This is a genomic window from Leifsonia aquatica (assembly GCF_014190775.1).
Classification (GTDB): Bacteria; Actinomycetota; Actinomycetes; order Actinomycetales; family Microbacteriaceae; genus Leifsonia; species Leifsonia aquatica.
On sequence record NZ_JACHVP010000001.1, the window covers coordinates 1693442 to 1710142 of the forward strand.

General features: G+C 72.4%; 19 protein-coding genes. 7 read left to right on the forward strand and 12 right to left on the reverse strand.

Annotated features, from left to right (window positions below; genetic code table 11):
- The first annotated feature begins 29 nt into the window (after window positions 1–29).
- From FHX33_RS08115 to FHX33_RS08130, 4 genes are all read left to right on the forward strand, one after another.
- Window positions 30–470: a TlpA family protein disulfide reductase gene (locus FHX33_RS08115; RefSeq protein ID WP_183428324.1), complete on the forward strand. Its 441-nt coding sequence runs from the start codon at window positions 30–32 to the stop codon at window positions 468–470.
- Entirely contained in the window at window positions 457–942 is a 486-nt protein-coding gene (locus tag FHX33_RS08120; protein WP_183428325.1) for a DUF4395 domain-containing protein, read from the forward strand. The genes FHX33_RS08115 and FHX33_RS08120 overlap by 14 nt, the downstream gene beginning before the upstream one ends.
- Window positions 943–1044: 102 nt before the next feature.
- Window positions 1045–1470, forward strand: coding sequence for an OsmC family peroxiredoxin (locus tag FHX33_RS08125; protein ID WP_021762486.1), 426 nt, complete (start codon window positions 1045–1047; stop codon window positions 1468–1470).
- A gap of 3 nt (window positions 1471–1473) precedes the next feature.
- On the forward strand, window positions 1474–2370 hold the full coding sequence (locus tag FHX33_RS08130; RefSeq protein WP_021762485.1) for a TIGR01777 family oxidoreductase: 897 nt from the start codon (window positions 1474–1476) through the stop codon (window positions 2368–2370).
- 18 nt (window positions 2371–2388) lie between these two features.
- Here FHX33_RS08130 and FHX33_RS08135 read toward each other — a convergent pair whose 3' ends face one another.
- Together FHX33_RS08135 and dapB are read right to left on the reverse strand one after the other, a co-directional pair.
- Window positions 2389–2847 carry a tetratricopeptide repeat protein gene (locus FHX33_RS08135; protein WP_021762484.1) on the reverse strand — a complete coding sequence of 153 codons (459 nt, stop codon included), beginning with the start codon at window positions 2845–2847 and terminating at the stop codon, window positions 2389–2391.
- 7 nt (window positions 2848–2854) lie between these two features.
- Window positions 2855–3634: a 4-hydroxy-tetrahydrodipicolinate reductase gene (gene dapB, locus FHX33_RS08140; RefSeq protein ID WP_179701857.1), complete on the reverse strand. Its 780-nt coding sequence runs from the start codon at window positions 3632–3634 to the stop codon at window positions 2855–2857.
- 80 nt (window positions 3635–3714) lie between these two features.
- On the opposite strand from dapB, the gene FHX33_RS08145 reads away from it, so the two are divergent.
- Window positions 3715–4212 carry a GNAT family N-acetyltransferase gene (locus FHX33_RS08145; protein ID WP_021757931.1) on the forward strand — a complete coding sequence of 166 codons (498 nt, stop codon included), beginning with the start codon at window positions 3715–3717 and terminating at the stop codon, window positions 4210–4212.
- 28 nt (window positions 4213–4240) lie between these two features.
- On the opposite strand, the gene FHX33_RS08150 is transcribed toward FHX33_RS08145, so the two are convergent.
- Window positions 4241–4843, reverse strand: coding sequence for a histidine phosphatase family protein (locus tag FHX33_RS08150; protein WP_021757930.1), 603 nt, complete (start codon window positions 4841–4843; stop codon window positions 4241–4243).
- A 38-nt stretch (window positions 4844–4881) separates the two neighbouring features.
- Window positions 4882–6228: a M16 family metallopeptidase gene (locus FHX33_RS08155; RefSeq protein ID WP_179701855.1), complete on the reverse strand. Its 1347-nt coding sequence runs from the start codon at window positions 6226–6228 to the stop codon at window positions 4882–4884.
- 197 nt (window positions 6229–6425) lie between these two features.
- On the opposite strand from FHX33_RS08155, the gene FHX33_RS08160 reads away from it, so the two are divergent.
- The gene (locus FHX33_RS08160) at window positions 6426–7010 is read left to right on the forward strand and encodes a TetR/AcrR family transcriptional regulator (RefSeq protein ID WP_021758141.1); all 585 of its coding nucleotides are present in this window, start codon (window positions 6426–6428) and stop codon (window positions 7008–7010) included.
- Between the two features lie 92 nt (window positions 7011–7102).
- Here the strand turns inward: FHX33_RS08160 and FHX33_RS08165 are convergent, their stop codons facing one another.
- From FHX33_RS08165 to FHX33_RS08200, 8 genes are all read right to left on the reverse strand, one after another.
- The gene (locus FHX33_RS08165) at window positions 7103–8167 is read right to left on the reverse strand and encodes an aldo/keto reductase (protein ID WP_039921095.1); all 1065 of its coding nucleotides are present in this window, start codon (window positions 8165–8167) and stop codon (window positions 7103–7105) included.
- Between the two features lie 163 nt (window positions 8168–8330).
- Window positions 8331–9170 carry an aldolase/citrate lyase family protein gene (locus FHX33_RS08170; RefSeq protein ID WP_183428326.1) on the reverse strand — a complete coding sequence of 280 codons (840 nt, stop codon included), beginning with the start codon at window positions 9168–9170 and terminating at the stop codon, window positions 8331–8333.
- On the reverse strand, window positions 9167–9652 hold the full coding sequence (locus FHX33_RS08175; protein WP_021763224.1) for a MaoC family dehydratase: 486 nt from the start codon (window positions 9650–9652) through the stop codon (window positions 9167–9169). The genes FHX33_RS08170 and FHX33_RS08175 overlap by 4 nt, the downstream gene beginning before the upstream one ends.
- On the reverse strand, window positions 9649–10296 hold the full coding sequence (locus tag FHX33_RS08180) for a CoA transferase subunit B (protein WP_021763223.1): 648 nt from the start codon (window positions 10294–10296) through the stop codon (window positions 9649–9651). Before FHX33_RS08180 ends, FHX33_RS08175 begins: the two co-directional genes overlap by 4 nt.
- On the reverse strand, window positions 10293–11054 hold the full coding sequence (locus FHX33_RS08185; RefSeq protein WP_021763222.1) for a CoA transferase subunit A: 762 nt from the start codon (window positions 11052–11054) through the stop codon (window positions 10293–10295). Before FHX33_RS08185 ends, FHX33_RS08180 begins: the two co-directional genes overlap by 4 nt.
- A 58-nt stretch (window positions 11055–11112) precedes the next feature.
- Complete coding sequence (locus FHX33_RS08190) at window positions 11113–12330, reverse strand: acyl-CoA dehydrogenase family protein (protein WP_021763221.1); 1218 nt, start codon at window positions 12328–12330, stop codon at window positions 11113–11115.
- Window positions 12327–14387 (reverse strand): acetyl/propionyl/methylcrotonyl-CoA carboxylase subunit alpha, encoded by a 2061-nt coding sequence (locus tag FHX33_RS08195; RefSeq protein WP_183428327.1) that lies wholly within the window; start codon window positions 14385–14387, stop codon window positions 12327–12329. Before FHX33_RS08195 ends, FHX33_RS08190 begins: the two co-directional genes overlap by 4 nt.
- 5 nt (window positions 14388–14392) lie before the next feature.
- Window positions 14393–15979: a carboxyl transferase domain-containing protein gene (locus tag FHX33_RS08200; protein ID WP_021763403.1), complete on the reverse strand. Its 1587-nt coding sequence runs from the start codon at window positions 15977–15979 to the stop codon at window positions 14393–14395.
- Between the two features lie 73 nt (window positions 15980–16052).
- Here FHX33_RS08200 and FHX33_RS08205 point away from each other — a divergent pair, with 73 nt between their 5' ends.
- On the forward strand, window positions 16053–16667 hold the full coding sequence (locus FHX33_RS08205; RefSeq protein ID WP_039922534.1) for an SACE_7040 family transcriptional regulator: 615 nt from the start codon (window positions 16053–16055) through the stop codon (window positions 16665–16667).
- Window positions 16668–16701 lie beyond the last annotated feature (34 nt).

Here is a 16701-nt window from a genome sequence, read left to right on the forward strand (position 1 = left end):
GGCGCGCCCGCGCGTAGGGTCGGCCCACTATGAATGGCATCGCGGCGCTCGGCGTCCTGCTCGCACTGGTGGCCGTCGCCACCGCCGCAGGGCTCGTCTGGCGCGCGACCACGGGGCGCGCCCGGTCGGCGCGCCGGGAGCAGACCGTCCGTGCCGAGGAGGTCGGCGCCGCCGCGTTCGGCGAGCGCGCCACCCTCCTCCAGTTCACGACGGAGTTCTGCGCCCTCTGCCCGGCCACCGCCCGCGTCCTCGACGCGACCGCGCGCTCGGAACCCGGCGTCGCCCACGTGGAGGTCGACCTCACGACGCGGCCGGACCTCGCGCACCGCTTCGCCGTGCTGCAGACCCCCACCACCCTCGTGCTCGACGGCGCGGGCTCCATCCGTGCCCGGATCGGCGGTGCCGCCCGGCCCGCCGACGTGCGCGCCACCCTCGACCGCATCCTCGGGAGCGACCATGTCTCAGCCTGACCGTCCCGCCGGCATCGACCCGCGCTCGCCGCGGTTCGGCGCGGGCATCACTGCCGTGCTCCTCCTCGTGGACCTCTTCCTCGCGCTCGTGGGCGCCACAACGGCGGCGGCGCTCCTTCTGCTCGCCATCGCGCTGCTGTTCGCGTGGGGCGCGTTCGCGGGCATCCGGCGTCACCCGTACGGCGTCCTGTACCGCCGCCTCGTGCAACCGCGCCTCGCGCCGCCGACGGAGCGCGAGGACCCCGCACCGCCGACGTTCGCCCAGGGGGTCGGACTCGTCGTGACCGGCCTCGGGCTGCTCCTCCACGTGCTCGGCGTGCCGTTCGCGCTCCCGATCGCTGCCGCGCTGGCCTTCGTCGCCGCGTTCCTCAACTCCGTCTTCGGGTACTGCCTTGGCTGCCAGATCTACCTCCTGCTGGTGCGCGCGGGCCTCGTCCGCCGCCGCGGGACGGTGGGCGGCCCGGCGGTCTGAACGGCCAACCCGGGAATCACCCGGACGCCGGCCGAACGACTCCTGGCCGCCAGTAGTCTGGACGGACCCGCCGTGCCCGCGGCGGACCGAACAGGAGTACTCATGCCCGTCACCAGCGAATCCACCACCGTCTGGACCGGAGACCTCACGTCCGGCTCCGGGAACGTCAGCCTCGACTCCTCCGGCGCCGCGAGCCTCCCCGTCACGTGGAAGGCCCGCTCGCAGGGCGGCGGCGACGTGACGACCCCCGAAGAGCTGCTCGGCGCGGCGCACGCGGCCTGCTTCTCGATGGCGTTCTCGAACATCCTCGCGGGCTTCGGATCCGCTCCCGGGAGCATCCGCACCACCGCCGCCGTCACCTTCGACCCGGCCGAGGGCATCACCGGCAGCCACCTGACCGTCGAGGCGAGCGTGCCCGGCCTCTCCGACGAGGACTTCCAGCGCCTGGCCGACGAGGCGAAGCGGACCTGCCCGGTCTCGCGCGCGCTGGTCGGCATCCCGATCACCATCGACGCCGCGCTGGTCTGAGCGATGCGGGTGCTCGTCGCCGGGGCGTCCGGCATGATCGGCACCGAGCTCACCCGTCAGCTCGCCGAGGCGGGACACGAGGTGCGCCGGCTCGTGCGCCGGCGGCCGCAGTCCGCGGATGAGTTCCACTGGTCCCCGTCGACCCGGATGATCGACGTCAACGTCATGGAGACGGCCGACGCCGTCGTCAACCTCTCGGGGGCATCGCTCAACCACTTCCCGTGGACCGCGGCGACGAAGCGCCGCATCCTCTCCTCCCGGCTCGAAGCGACCGGGACGCTCACGGACGCGATGCGCCAGGCGTCGCGGTCCCCGGCGGTCCTGCTCAACGGCTCGGCGGTCGGTTACTACGGCGACCGGCCCGGCCAGAAGCTGACCGAGGAGGCCTCGAAGGGCACCGGCTTCCTCGCCGACGTCGTGGACGCCTGGGAGACGGCGGCGCTGCTCGCGCCGGAGAAGACGCGGGTCGTGCTGCTGCGCACCGGCCTCGTCATCGGCCGCGGCGGCGCGATGAAGCCGCTGCTGCCGGTCGCGCGTCTCGGCCTCGCCGGGCCGATCGCCGGCGGCGGGATGCACTGGCCGTGGGTGAGCCTGCACGACGAAGCGGCCGCGATCGTGCATCTGCTGACCTCGACGCTCGAGGGTCCGGTCAACATCGCCGGCCCCACCCCGGCGACGGCGGGCGGCGTGCTCCGTGCCCTCGCGGCGGCAGTGCACCGGCCGTACGGCCTCCCGGTGCCCGAGAAGGCGGTCACCCTCGCGCTGCAGGAGGCCGGGCGCGAGCTCCTGCTCGCCAGCCAGAAAGTGATCCCGGCCCGGCTGCTCGACGACGGATTCGTCTTCCGCGACCCGACGGTCCGCGACGCGATGGAGCGCCTGGTGGAGTCGAAGGCCGCCTGACCCGCAGCCAGCGTCCGCTCAGGACCGGGCGGCGCGCGCCTCGGAGCGATAGAGCCGGATGGACTGGCGCAGCGCTTCCCGCGCGCGCCGTCGGTCGCCGGACGCGTCGTACGCGAGCCCGAGTCGGAACCACGCCCGCCAGCTCTCCGGCGCCGCCTCGACCTCGGCCTTGTAGGTCGGGAACTCGGCGTCCGCCGCATCCCGGAGCGGTCGCCCGCTGGCACGGTGGGGCAGGTCCTCGACGGGCAGCCCGCCCTCGGCGTCGAGGATGCGCACGAGCTTCTCGGTCTGCGCGCCGAAGAGCAGCTCCCGGCCGATCGCCCAGGCGGCGATGATCGGGAGCACGAGCAGCGCGACGCCCATGGCGATGCCGACCGGCTCTCCGGTGGCGATGAGCATGATCGAGCGCTGGAAGACCAGCACCAGGTAGACCAGCAGGATGATCGCCATGACGATGGCGGCGATGCGATTCTTCACGGGCGGCTCAGCGTTCGCGCACGGTGGGCCGCGGAGGCTCGCCGTCCGGGCCGGATATGCCGAGGTCGACGAGCGCGTCGAGCCCGACGGTCACCCCCGTCGTGGTCGCCGCCGCGCGCAGGGCGAGCAGGATCCCCGTCTCGTACGCCTGCGGGCCGATGGTGTCGTGCCGGATCGTGAGGGTCTCCCCCGCGCCGCCGAAGATCACCTGCTGCTCGGCGACGACGCCGCGCATCCGGAGGCTGTGGATCGGGACGCTCGCCACCTGCTGGCCGCGGGCGCGCTGGTCGGTGTGCGGCGCCTCCACCGGGCCGCGGCCGGCGCGCGCGGCGCCGATCAGCTCGGCCGTGCGCACCGCGGTGCCCGACGGGGAGTCGACCTTCGTGGCACCGTGCGTCTCGATGATCTCGATCGAGTCGAAGAAGCGGGCGGCGACGGTCGCGAAGGCGGTGCCCAGTGCGGAACCGAGGGAGAAGTTCGGGATGACGACCGCGCCGCTGCCCTCGTGGGCGGCGACGCGACGCTCGAGATCGAGGATGCGGTCGGCCGACCAGCCGGAGGTGCCGATGAGCACCTTCAGGCCGTTGTCGACGGCGAACGCGACGATGCCGGGGCTCACCTGCGGCAGGGTCATGTCGACGAGCACGTCGGCGCCGAGCATCTCGTCGAGCGACGACGAGGAGCCCAGGGTCGCGACGAGCTCGAGGTCGTCCGCCTGCTCGATGAGCCGGACGGCCACGCTTCCCAGTTTTCCGCTCGCCCCCGCGACGGCCACGCGAATAGTCACCCGCCCAGCCTACCCGCGCCCGCGCACCCTCCCTCGCGTCGCGCCCCGGCCGACCGGGGCCGCAGGGCTACTCTGGGGCGATGGTGTCTTTCGCAGATGTCGCCGTCACCGACGCGACCGCCCATCGGATGCTCGCGGACTACTTCGCCGAGCGCGCGGCGACGTTCCCCGCGACCCAGGGCGCCTATCGCACGACGTTCCCCGACCCGGGTCAGTTCGTCGCCCCGGCCGGCGTCTTCCTGCTCGCCTACGACGAGGACGGCGAGGCCGGGTGCGGCGGCGTCCGCGAGCTGCGGCTCCGCCCGGGCGACGTCGAGGAGGGCGACGGGGTCGTCCGCTACGAGATCAAGCACCTGTGGGTGTCCCCGACGCACCGCGGCCGCGGTCTGGGCCGCGCCATCCTGTCGGAACTCGAGCACCGCGCCCGCGGCTTCGGCGCCACCGAGGTCGTGCTCGACACGAACGCGAGTCTGGAGGCCGCCGGCTCGCTCTACCGCTCGCACGGCTACGAGGACATCCAGCCCTACAACGACAACCCGAACGCGACGGACTGGTTCCGCAAGTCGCTGACCGACTGACCGGCTGGCGCGCGGTCGATCCGGCCGCTCAGACCGGCTGCAGCTCCGGGAGGCCGGTGCGCAGCTCGACGGGCAGGTGGCCCAGGTCGTTGTGAACAACGAGCACCGGCGGCTTCGCCGAGCGCACGCGGATGATGGTGAGGCCGCAGTTCGCCTGGTTGAGACCGAGCCACCGCCAAGCGGGAGCATCGAAGACGTGGCGCACGAACCAGCCGATGACGAAGTTGTGGGTGACCAGCAGGTCGTGGCGGTCGCCCAGCGCCGGGGTGAGGAACTCCCCAACCGCGTCGTCCATCTGCGCGCGCCCGGCCTCGATCTCGGCCTCGGTCACCGAGCCGAAGAACGACTCGAACGCCTTCGGCATGTCGGGCGTCGGACCTGACGGGATGCAGTCGAACAGCAGGCTCGACGGCTCCGGCTCCAGGGCGGGCATCCGCTCGGCCATGATCGACGCGGTCTGCGCGGCGCGCACGAGCGGCGAGTGGTACATCGCGGTGAACGGGATGCCGCTCAGCCGCTCGGCGATCAGCTGCGCCTGCCGCTTGCCCCGCGGGGAGAGCGGGCCGTCGGGGAGGCCGTGCTCGGCATCCTGCTGCTCGCCGTGGCGCACAAGGTAGAGGTAGTGGGGCACCGGAGGACCTTTCGGAAGTGGATGTCGGAGACGGCGGGTCAGGAGGCGAGGCCGGCGAACACGTCGTCGGTCACGCTCCCCACCGCGGAGACGGAGATCGGGCGGTCGGCCAGATCCCGTGCGAGGTCGCGCACGTCGTCGGCGGTGACGAGGTGCAGTCGACGGAGGCTTTCATCGAGGTCGGCGAACTCGCCGAGAGTGATCTCGGCGCGGCCGAGGCGGGACATCCGGGTGTCGGAGTCCTCGAGGGCGAGCGCGGCGCCGCCCGAGAGCTGACCCACCGCGCGCCGGAGCTCGTCGGGCGTGATCCCGTCGTCCGCGAGACGGTGCAGCTCGTCCAGCATGAGATCGGCGACCTGGCGGGTCTTCGCCGGCGCGCAGCCCGCGTAGAGCCCGAAGACGCCCGCGTCGGAGTAGGAGCCGGAGAAGGAGTAGACGGCGTAGGCGAGCCCGCGGCGCTCCCGGATCTCCTGGAAGAGGCGGCTCGACATCCCGCCGCCCAGCACGGAGTTGAGGACGCTCATCGCCGTGCGGCGCGGGTCCGTCGCGACGATGCCGGGCACGCCGATCAGGAGGTTGGTCTGCTCGGTCGGGCGCTCGACGGTCACGAGGGCCGCACCGCGCTCGATCGGCGCGGCGACGTCGGACCGGCGCGCGACGGGCGACGCCGTGGCCTCCGGATCCCAGCCGGCGGCCGCGAGGGCGCGGACGACGCCGTCGACGAGGAGGTCGTGGTCGACAGCTCCCGCGGCGGTGATGACCAGATCCTGCGGGCGGTAGTTCGCCTGGTAGTGCGCCCATACGGCGTCGCGGGACGCGGCGCGGATCGTGTCGGGACGACCGCCGATCGGACGGCCGAGCGGGTGCGCGCCGAGCACCGCGGAGAAGAGCCGCTCGTTGGCGACGTCGGCCGGGTCGTCCTCGGCCATCGAGAGCTCCTCGAGGATGACACCGCGCTCGTTCTCGAACTCGACCGGGTCGAGCAGGGACGAGGTCAGCATGTCGCCGATGACCTCCACGGCCATCGCGAGGTCGCGATCCTGCACCTTGGCGTAGTAGCAGGTGTACTCCTTGGCGGTCATGGCGTTGTGCTCGCCACCGACCGAGTCGAAGGAGATCGCGATGTCGAGCGCCGAGCGCGACCGCGTGCCCTTGAAGAGCAGATGCTCGAGGAAGTGCGTGGAGCCGAGGCTGCCCGGCTCATCCGTCTCGTCGCGCGAGCCGACGGCGACCCAGTACCCGAGGGTGGCGCTGCGCGCTCCCGGGACCTGCTCGCTGAGCACGCGGATGCCACTGGGGAGGACCGTGCGGCGGACCAGCGCCTCGCCGGAAGCGGCGAAGGAGAGGTCGGCCAGACCGAGCGGGAGGTCGACTGCGCTGTTCATCCCCTCCACCCTACGCCAGTGGCTTCGGAATCCCTGGGACTCTTCAATGAGGACAAACAGACTGGTCTGTCTACCTATATACTGGACTCACCACCCGGACCGGTCGCACCCCCCTGGACTCCGTCCCGACCGGTCCGGTGGTTTCCATCCCCCGAGGGGGCGGTCTCCGCCTCCCGTGACAGAAGGAGTCGCGCCCGATGGTGGTTAGCGCCCGAGCGACGATCCGGCCTCCCGCGCCGTCGAAGATCAAGATCCTCGCGACAGCGGATGAGCTGTTCTACCAGGAGGGCATCCACACCGTCGGCGTGGACCGCATCATCGCGGGCGCCCGGGTGACGAAGGCGACCTTCTACAAGCACTTCCGATCCAAGGACCTCCTCATCATCGCGTACGTCGAGGGCCGCGACCGCCAGGTGCGCGAGTGGTTCACGGTGCGCGAGCAGGCCGGGGACGACCCGCGCGAGATCGCGCGCGCCCTCGTCGACTCGATCAACGAGGAGGCGATCCGTCCCGGATTCCGCGGCGACCCCTTCATCAACGCCGCGGCGCAGTTCGCCGACGAGAACCACCCCGTCCGCGTCGCCGTCACGGCACACCGCGACTGGTACGCGAAGCGCATCGAGCAGCTCTTCCGCGAGCTCGGCCACCCGCGCCCCGGAGACGCGGCCGACGATCTCATCCTCGCCCGCGACGGCGCGCTCGCCGGCGGCTACGTGGGCGACCCGATCGCCGCCGGCGCAGCCCTGCACCGCTCGCTCGACCGCATCCTGAGCGAGAAGTAGGCCGCGAGCGCCCCGCGCACATTCGGCACGAATGTCGTGAATAGGGGCTGCTTTCGCGACATTCGTGACGAATGTGCGCGAGCGAGGCGGCGCTACTCGGAGACGCGGTCCAGGTCGAGCATCTGGGCGCGAGTGAGGCGGATGCCGGCTGCTGCCATCAGCGCGTTCACCTGCTCGGGGCGGCTCGCGCTCGCCACGGGCGCAGCGACGCTGCGCTTGGCCAGCAGCCACGCGATCGCGATGCTGGCCGGCTCGGCGCCGTGCTCGGTCGCGATCCGGTCGACCACGGCGAGCACGCGCTGCCCGCGACGATTGACGTACGCGGAGGCGCGCACGCTCCGCGCGTCGGCCGTGAGGTCGCCCTTCGAGCGGTACTTGCCGGTCAGGAAGCCGTTGGCCAGCGCGTAGTACGGCATGACGGACAGTCCCTGCGCCGCGGCGACGATGCGCAGCGCGCTCTCGAACTCCGCCCGGTGCATCAGGTTGTACTGCGTCTGGATGGCGACGAACTTCGGCAGGCCCGAGGACGCCAGGATGCGCGCCTCGATCAGGCGGTCGGCGCTGAAGTTGGACGCGGCGAGGTAGCGCACCTTGCCGGACTCGATCAGCCACTCGGCGGTCGCGAGGCTGTCCTCCAGGGGCACCTCGGGGTCGTCGTCGTGGAAGTAGAGCAGGTCGATGCGGTCCGTCTGCAGGCGCTCCAGCGAGGCCTCGACCGCGCGCACGATGCTCACCGAGCCGAGCCCGGGGTTCTCGTGGTGCCGGCCGACCTTGGTGGCGACGGTGACGTGGTCGCGGTTGCCGCGCTCGCGCATCCATTTGCCGATGAGCACCTCGCTGCGCCCTCCGACGTAGCTGTCGGCCGTGTCGATGAAGTCGCCGCCGAGCGCGGCGAAGCGGTCGAGGATGTCGAGGGAGGTGTCGCCGTCGGCGGTCCAGCCGAAGACGCTCGCCCCGAGGGAGAGCGGGTAGACGGTGAGGTCGCTCTCGCCGATGCGGCGCGGAGCGATGATCGAGAGGGGCCCGGTGCGCTCCAGCGCGGGGTCGATGTCGAGCGGGCCGCCGGTGTCGGTCGACGGCTCCACGATCGGAGTCGCGACGGGGGCGGTGCGCAGACCGACCGACTCGAGCAGGCGCAGGGGAAGCAGCTGCGGCATGTCATCCCCCTGCACCCGATCCTGCCGCTGACCGGCCGGATCGTACTGTCGAATCGATTCGAGAATGATCTACTCCCGAACTCTATTTGAAGGGTACGGCAAACCCGCGACACGCCGACGGGGAAACGGGTGAACTGCGACAGAAACCTAGATCACGGTTTCATCACGGTTGCGGAGCGCCCTCCGACGCCCCCGCCCGCCGGACGACGGCTCGTGCGTGGGCCAGCACCGGACCGTCGACCATCGCGCCCGCGAAGCGGAAGACCCCTCCCCCGGCCTCCTCGGCGGCGGCAAGCAGCTCGCGTGCGCGCGCCACCTCCTCCGGGGTCGGCCGGTACGCGGTGCGGACCGTCTCCACCTGCCCGGGATGGATGCACGCCGTCGCCGCGAAGCCCACCGCGACGGCGTCCTCCGCTTCAGCGCGCAGGCCGTCGAGGTCGGCGATGTCGAGGTGCACCGTATCGACCGCGTGCACCCCGGCGGCGCCCGCGGCGAGCAGCACGGCGGAGCGCGCGTGCCGAGCGACGTCGCGGTACGTGCCGTCCGGATGCCGGCTGGAGGTCCCGCCGAGCGAGGCGACCAGGTCCTCCGCGCCCCACATGAGCGCCAGCACGTTTGCGGCGCGCGCGAGCTCGGGCGCGGCCACGACGCCGGCCGCCGTCTCGCACAGGGCGATGACGTCCATCCCGTCGAACGCGCCGAGGTCGGCCGCGCGTTCGGCCTTCGGGAGCATGACCGCCCGGTAGGGGGTCATCTCGAGCGCGGCGAGATCGGCGTCGTGATCGTCGGAGCCCGCGGGGTTCACCCGGACGATCACGCGGGCGGGGTCGAGGCGCGACGCGGCGAGCGCCTCGCGGGCCGCCGGCCTGCGGGACGGGTCGACCGCGTCCTCCAGATCGAGGATGACCGCGTCCGCCCGCTCGAGCGCCTTGGCGTAGCGGTCGGGCCGGTCCGCCGGGCAGAACAGCAGCGCGGGACCCCACGGGAAGGCGCGGCCGGTCACGCGGTCGTCCGCTCGTGCGCCTCCCGGCACCACACCATGACCTGGCGCGTGGCGGTCGCGACGACCGTGCCGTCCTGGTTGCGGCCGGTGTGCTCCAGCGTGACGATCCCCTGCCCGGGACGGGAGGCCGAGAGCCGCTTGGCCGTCACCACCGTCTCGGCGTACAGGGTGTCGCCGTGGTGCATCGGGTGCGGGAACGCCACCTGCTCGAAGCCGAGGTTCGCGACGATGGTGCCCTGGGTGAGCTGCGCCACCGACGAGCCGACCAGGGTCGAGAGCGTGAGCATGGAGTTGACCAGCCGTTCGCCGAACGGCTGGCGGGCCGACCACGCGGCGTCGAGATGCAGCGCCTGCGTGTTCATCGTCAGCGTCGTGAACAGGACGTTGTCGGCCTCGGTCAGCGTGCGCCCCGGCCGGTGCAGATAGCGCGTCTCGAGCTCCAGCTCCTCGTAGTAGAGCCCGCGCTGCTCGACCTCTCTCACGACGCCGCCTCCAGCGCGACAGCGAGCGGGGCACCGGTGGCGGCGACGACCTCGTCGACGGTGACGCCCGGCGCCAGCTCGCGCAGCACCAGCCCGTCCGGCGTCACGTCGATGACGGCCAGGTCGGTGACGATGCGGTCGACGCAGCCGGAACCGGTCAGCGGGAGGGTGCACTCCCGGAGGATCTTCGGGCGGCCTTCGCGGTCCACGTGCTCCATCATCACGATGAGCCGCTTGGCGCCGAACACGAGGTCCATCGCGCCGCCCATGCCCTTGACCATCTTGCCCGGGATCATCCAGTTGGCGAGGTCGCCGGCCGCGGAGACCTCCATCGCGCCGAGGACGGCCACGTCGACATGCCCGCCGCGCACCATCCCGAACGAGAGCGACGAGTCGAAGTACGCGGCGCCGCGCTCGACGGTCACCGTCTCCTTGCCGGCGTTGATGAGGTCAGGGTCGACGTCGGCGTCTGCGGGGTACGGCCCGACGCCCAGCACCCCGTTCTCGGAGTGCAGGATGACCTCCACCCCCTCGGGGATGTAGTTCGGGATGAGCGTCGGCATGCCGATCCCGAGGTTGACGTACTGGCCGTTGCGCAGCTCGCGGGCCACGCGGGCGGCGAGCTCGGTGCGGGTGAGGCTCATGACCGGCTCCCTTCGGCGACGGTGCGCCGCTCGATCCGCTTCTCGACGCCCGGCGCGTGGACGACCCGCTGGACGAAGATGCCGGGGCAGTGGACCGCGCCGGGGTCGATCTCCCCCGGCTCCACCAGTTCCTCCACCTCGGCGATGGTGATGCGCCCGGCCATGGCGGCGAGCGGGTTGAAGTTCATCGCCGCAGCGTGGAACACGAGGTTGCCGTGCCGGTCTCCCTTCGCCGCGTGCACGAGGGCGAAAGCGGGGCGGAGCGACTCCTCCAGCACGTAGTCGGCGCCGTCGAAGGTGCGCACCTCCTTCGGCTCGGAGGCCACCGCGACCGAGCCGTCGGGCGCGTATCGTCGCGGCAGGCCGCCCTGCGCGATCTGGGTGCCGACGCCGGCCGGGGTGTAGAAGGCGGGGATGCCGGCCCCTCCCGCGCGCAGCTTCTCGGCGAGCGTGCCCTGCGGCGTGAGCTCGACCTCCAGCTCACCCGAGAGGAACTGCCGGGCGAACTCCTTGTTCTCGCCGACGTACGAACTGATCATCTTGCGGATGCGTCGCTCGGCGAGCAGCAGGCCGAGACCCCAGTCGTCCACGCCGCAGTTGTTGCTGACCACCTCGAGGTCCTTCGTGCCGGCCTCCAGCAGCGCACCGATCAGGGCGCTCGGGATGCCGCACAGCCCGAAGCCGCCGACCGCGAGGCTCGCGCCGTCGCCCACGTCCGCGACGGCCTCCGCCGCCGTGGCCACCGTCTTGTCGATCACGGGATGCCTCCCTCTCTCACCATCGAGCTTCTGTCATTGTCGCGCACGGGGACCGGGCTCAGGCGGTGAAGCCGAGCGCCCGGGAGATGACCATGAGCTGGACCTCCGAGGTGCCCTCGCCGATCTCGAGGATCTTCGAGTCGCGGTAGTGGCGGGCGACCGGGTTCTCGTTGAGGAACCCGTAGCCGCCGAAGATCTGCGTGGCGTCGCGGGCGTTGTCCATGGCGGCCTCGCTGGCGGTGAGCTTGGCGATGGAGGCCTCCATCTTGAACGGCTGGCCGGCCATCAGCTTGAAGCAGGCGTCGTAGTACGCGAGCCGGGCGGTGTGCACCCGGGCCTGCATCCGCGCGAGCTTGAAGGCGATGTGCTGGTTGGAGCCGATCGGACGGCCGAACACGTTGCGGGTCTTCGCGTAGGCGAGCGCCTCCTCGAGGCAGCCCTGCGCGGCGCCCGTGCAGAGCGCGGCGAAGGCGACGCGCCCCTCGTCGAGGGTGGCGACGAAGTTCGCGTACCCGCGACCGCGCTCCCCGAGCAGGTTCTCCTCGGGCACGTGCACGTCGGTGAGGGTCAGCGGGTGCGTGTCGGAGGTGTGCCAGCCGACCTTGTCGTAGACGGGCTCGGCGACGAAGCCGGGGGTGCCGCTCGGCACGATGATGGCCGACAGCTCCTTCTTGATCGAGCCGTCGGCGCGGCGCTCCTCGCCGGTCACGGCGGTGATCGTCACGAGGGCGGTGATCTCGGAGCCGGAGTTGGTGATGAACTGCTTGGTGCCGTCGATGACCCACTCGCCGTCGCGGAGCACGGCGGTCGTCTTGGTGCCGGAGGCGTCCGACCCGGCGTCCGCCTCGGTCAGCCCGAACCCGGCGAGGGCCTCCCCCTTCGCGAGCATCGGCAGCCAGCGCTGCTTCTGCTCCTCGCTGCCGCTGCGGAAGATCGGCATGGCGCCGAGGCCGACACCCGCCTCCAGGGTGACGCCGATCGACTGGTCGACGCGTCCCAGCTGCTCGACGGCGAGGCAGAGCGAGAGGTAGTCCTTGCCCTGGCCGCCGTACTCGACGGGGAAGGGCAGCCCGAACAGGCCCATCCGGCCCATCTCGGCGATGATGCCGTACGGGAGGCTGCGCTTGGTGTCGTACTCGTAGGCGGCGGGCGCGACGACGGTGTCGGCGAACTCCCGCACCTCGTCGCGCAGGGCGCGCTGCTCGGCGGTGAGCTCGAAGCCGGCGACGTCGGTGTCGGCGGCGGGGGCGGTCCGCCCGGTCATCTGGATGGTCATGGGGTTCCTGTCTCTCGTGGTGACTGTCCATGGGGTTCCGCGTCGTCGGGCGATGGTGTCGCGTCGACGCGGGCGACGAGCTGATCGAGCCGCACGAGGTCGCCGGGGGCGGCCTGCACGCGGACGACGCCCGAGATCGGGGCGAGGAGGCGGTGCTCCATCTTCATGGCCTCCACGACGGCGACGGTGTCGCCCGCCGTCACGGTGTCCCCGTCGGCGACCGGCACGGCGACGACCGTCCCCGGCATGGGCGAGCGCAGCTCGGGATGCGCGGCCGCGTCGCCACGCTCGACCGCGGCGAGCGCCGCGGCCAGCCGCTCCTCCCTGCTGCGCAGCCGCAGGCCGCGGGTGCGTCCGTCGCTCGCGAGCCAGAGGGTGGGGCCGTCCTGCGCGATGTCGAATCCCGCAGTGATGCCGTCGAGGGTGAGGAGGGCGTGATGCGGCTCCCCGGCACCGCCCGGGTGCACGGAGAGCTCGGCGGTGTGCTCCGCGTCGCCGAGCAGCACGCGTGCCCCGCCGTCGGCGACCGCCACGGTCGTGCCGGCCACGTCGTACGACACCGGCCGGCTGTCCGCCATCCGCCAGCCCGAGGGCGCGGACCAGAGGGCGCCGGCGCCGTGCGGGGCGGACGCCTCCCGAGCACGATGCGCGAGCAGGGCGGCCAGCACGATCTCGGAGACGGACGGCGCCGACGGCTCGCGCTCGGAGTGCCGGCGGTCGATGAGCGTGGTGTCCATCGTCCCGTCCACGACCTCCGGGTCGGCGAGCAGGTCGCGCAGCCAGCCCACGTTGTTCGTCGCACCCAGGATGCTCGTGCGGGCGAGGGCGGCATCGAGCCGAGCCAGAGCGGAGGAGCGGTCCTCGCCCCAGGCGATGACCTTCGACAGCATCGGGTCGTACTCGGTGACGACCTCCAGCCCGGCGGCCAGCCCGCTGTCGACGCGCACGCCCTCCCCGGCCGGCTCGCGCAGCGCGAGGACGCGCCCGCCTCCGGGCAGGAAGCCGCGGTCGGGGTCCTCGGCGTACACCCGCGCCTCGACGGCATGACCGTCCAGGCGCACGTCCCGCTGAGCGAAGCCGAGCGGCTCCCCCGCGGCGATGCGCAGCTGCCACTCCACCAGGTCCAGACCGGTCACCAGCTCGGTGACGGGGTGCTCGACCTGCAGTCGCGTGTTCATCTCCATGAAGAAGAACTCGTCCGGCGCCTCCGCCGAGACGAGGAACTCCACGGTGCCGGCCCCGACGTAGTCCACGCTCTCGGCCACGCGGCACGCCGCCGCACCGATCCGCGCCCGGGTCTCGCCGTCGAGGAGGGGCGACGGCGCCTCCTCGATCACCTTCTGGTGACGGCGCTGGAGCGAGCACTCGCGCTCGCCGAGGTGGACGACCGTGCCGTGCGTGTCGGCCAGCACCTGCACCTCGATGTGGCGGGGCGCGTCGACGAGGCGCTCCAGGAAGAGGGTGTCGTCGCCGAAGGCGGAGGCGGCGACCCGCCGGGCGGTGCGCAGCGCCTCGGGGAGGTCGGCCGCGTCGCGCACGGCCTGCATCCCCTTGCCGCCGCCGCCCGCGGACGGCTTGACCAGCACCGGGAAGCCGATCCGCCGGGCGGCGGCGATCAGGGCGGCGTCGTCGAGCTCGGGTTCCGCGATGCCCGGGATGGTCGGCACGCCGTGCGACTCGACCTCCCGCTTCGCGGCGATCTTGTCGCCCATGACCTCCAGCGCGTGGACGCCCGGGCCGACGAAGACGACGCCGGCGGCAGCACAGGCCTGGGCGAGCTCGGCGTTCTCGGAGAGGAACCCGTAACCGGGATGCACGGCACCCGCACCGGTCGCGGTGGCGGCCGCGACGATCGCATCGACGTCGAGATAGCTCTCGCGGGCGGGCGCCGGGCCCAGCCGCACGGCGACGTCGGCGAGCGCGACATGCGGGGCGTTCCGGTCGGCATCGCTGTAGACCGCGATGGAGCGGATGCCGAGGCGGCGCAGGGTGCGGATGACGCGGCAGGCGATCTCGCCGCGGTTGGCGACGAGCACGGAGGAGAACGGGACGGTCATGGCGGTCACATCCGGAAGAGCCCGAAGGCCGTGTCGGGCAGCGGGCTGCGGGAGCAGACGTCGAGCGCGAGGCCCAGGACGGTGCGGGTCTCGGCGGGGTCGATCACGCCGTCGTCCCACAGCCGGGCGGTCGAGTAGTACGGGTCGCCCTGCTCCTCGTAGCGCTCGGCGATCGGGGCGCGGAACGCGGCCTCGTCGTCGGCGCTCCACTCCTCGCCGGCGCCTTCGAGCTGGTCGCGCTTCACGGTCGCGAGCACGCTCGCCGCCTGCGCCCCTCCCATCACCGAGATGCGCGCGGCCGGCCACATCCAGAGGAAGCGGGGCGAGTACGCGCGACCGCACATCGAGTAGTTGCCGGCGCCGAACGAGCCGCCGATCACCACGGTGAGCTTGGGCACCCGGGCGGTGGCGACGGCGGTGACCATCTTCGCGCCGTTCTTGGCGATGCCGCCGGCCTCGTAGTCGCGGCCGACCATGAAGCCGGAGATGTTCTGCAGGAACAGCAGCGGGATGCCGCGCTGGTCGCACAGCTCGATGAAGTGCGCGCCCTTGAGCGCCGACTCGCTGAACAGCACCCCGTTGTTGGCGACGATGCCGACCGGGTGGCCGTGGATGCGGGCGAAGCCGGTGACGAGTGTCGTGCCGTACTCGGGCTTGAACTCGTGCAGCCCCCCGGCGTCCACGATCCGGTCGATCACCTCGTGCACGTCGTAGGGCGCCTGGACGTCGACCGGCACGATGTCGTAGAGGTCGGAGGGGTCGACGGCGGGCTCCTGTGCGGGCACGACCTCCCAGGCCGGTGCTGCCGGCTGCGGCAGGGTGGCGACGATGTCGCGGACGATCGCGAGCGCGTGCTCGTCGTTCTCGGCGAGGTGGTCGACGACGCCGGAGGTGCGGGCGTGGAGGTCGCCGCCGCCCAGCTCCTCGGCCGTCACGATCTCGCCGATCGCCGCCTTCACCAGCGGCGGGCCGCCGAGGAAGATCGTGCCCTGGTTGCGCACGATCACCGTCTCGTCGCTCATCGCCGGGACGTAGGCGCCGCCCGCGGTGCACGATCCGAGCACGGCGGCGATCTGCGGGATCTTCGCCGCGGACAGCCGGGCCTGGTTGTAGAAGATGCGGCCGAAGTGGTCGCGGTCGGGGAACACGTCGTCCTGCATCGGCAGGAATGCTCCGCCCGAGTCGACGAGGTAGATGCACGGGAGGCGGTTCTCGAGCGCGATCTCCTGCGCGCGCAGGTGCTTCTTGACCGTCATCGGGTAGTACGTGCCGCCCTTGACCGTGGCGTCGTTGCAGACGACCATCACGTGCCGGCCGTGGACGAGGCCGATGCCGGCGATCACGCCGGCGGCCGGGCTCTCGTCGCCGTACATCCCCGTCGCGGCCAGCGGCGCGACCTCGAGGAACGGGCTGCCCTCGTCCAGGAGGGTGTCGATGCGGTCGCGCGGGAGCAGCTTGCCCCGGGCGATGTGGCGCTCGCGGGAACGCTCGGGGCCGCCCGCCGCCGCGACGGCGAGGCGCTCGCGCAGCTCGGCGACCAGCTCGCGCTGGGTGGTGGTGGCGGGCATCGTGCTCCCTGTCGTCGTCGACATTCGGTTAGTGGTCGCTAACCCAGTTTTAGGTTAGTGTTCATTAACCGAAATGTCCACCCTCTCGGGAGACCGCATGACCGACATCGACGCCCCCGGCCGGCCCACCCAGCGCAGCCGCGCCAAGGCCGATCGCCGGGCGGCCCTGCTCGACGCCGCCGCCGGGCTGTTCGCCGAACGCGGCTACAACGGCGTCTCGATCGAAGACCTCGGCTCGGCGGTCGGGGTGAGCGGCCCCGCCGTCTACCGCCACTTCCCCTCCAAGCAGGCGGTGCTCGCCGCGCTGCTGGTCGACGTGAGCCAGGGCCTGCTCGACGGCGGCACGACCGTGCAGGAGGAGAGCGGGGATGCGGCCAGCGCCCTCCGCGCCCTGATCGCCTTCCACGTCGACTTCGCCCTCGGAGCGCCCGACACCATCCGCGTGCAGGACCGCGACCTCGACGCGCTCCCCGACGACGACCGGCGCGAGGTCCGCCGCCTCCAGCGCCGCTACGTCGAGCTGTGGACCCGCGTGCTCGGCCGGCTCCAGCCCTCCCTCGCACCGGACGAGCTCCGCGTCCGGGTGCAGGCGACGTTCGGGCTCATCAACTCGACACCGCACTCGGCGCGCGTCGGCTCGGCGCAGGTCGCCCCGGCGGCGGCGCGGCCGGTCCTGGAGCGGATGGCGTGGGCCGCGCTCACCGCACATTGAGGCGCTGCCGCCACGTCACCGGCGTGCGTTAGGG

Excerpts from the sequence above, each read along its gene's own strand:
- FHX33_RS08115 (WP_183428324.1), top strand. The coding sequence starts at position 30 with ATGAATGGCATCGCGGCGCTCGGCGTCCTGCTCGCACTGGTGGCCGTC.
- FHX33_RS08120 (WP_183428325.1), top strand. The coding sequence starts at position 457 with ATGTCTCAGCCTGACCGTCCCGCCGGCATCGACCCGCGCTCGCCGCGG.
- FHX33_RS08125 (WP_021762486.1), top strand. The coding sequence starts at position 1,045 with ATGCCCGTCACCAGCGAATCCACCACCGTCTGGACCGGAGACCTCACG.
- FHX33_RS08130 (WP_021762485.1), top strand. The coding sequence starts at position 1,474 with ATGCGGGTGCTCGTCGCCGGGGCGTCCGGCATGATCGGCACCGAGCTC.
- FHX33_RS08145 (WP_021757931.1), top strand. The coding sequence starts at position 3,715 with ATGGTGTCTTTCGCAGATGTCGCCGTCACCGACGCGACCGCCCATCGG.
- FHX33_RS08155 (WP_179701855.1), bottom strand. The coding sequence starts at position 6,228 with ATGAACAGCGCAGTCGACCTCCCGCTCGGTCTGGCCGACCTCTCCTTC.
- FHX33_RS08160 (WP_021758141.1), top strand. The coding sequence starts at position 6,426 with ATGGTGGTTAGCGCCCGAGCGACGATCCGGCCTCCCGCGCCGTCGAAG.
- FHX33_RS08165 (WP_039921095.1), bottom strand. The coding sequence starts at position 8,167 with ATGCCGCAGCTGCTTCCCCTGCGCCTGCTCGAGTCGGTCGGTCTGCGC.
- FHX33_RS08180 (WP_021763223.1), bottom strand. The coding sequence starts at position 10,296 with ATGAGCCTCACCCGCACCGAGCTCGCCGCCCGCGTGGCCCGCGAGCTG.
- FHX33_RS08190 (WP_021763221.1), bottom strand. The coding sequence starts at position 12,330 with ATGACCATCCAGATGACCGGGCGGACCGCCCCCGCCGCCGACACCGAC.
- FHX33_RS08195 (WP_183428327.1), bottom strand. The coding sequence starts at position 14,387 with ATGACCGTCCCGTTCTCCTCCGTGCTCGTCGCCAACCGCGGCGAGATC.
- FHX33_RS08200 (WP_021763403.1), bottom strand. The coding sequence starts at position 15,979 with ATGTCGACGACGACAGGGAGCACGATGCCCGCCACCACCACCCAGCGC.
- FHX33_RS08205 (WP_039922534.1), top strand. The coding sequence starts at position 16,053 with ATGACCGACATCGACGCCCCCGGCCGGCCCACCCAGCGCAGCCGCGCC.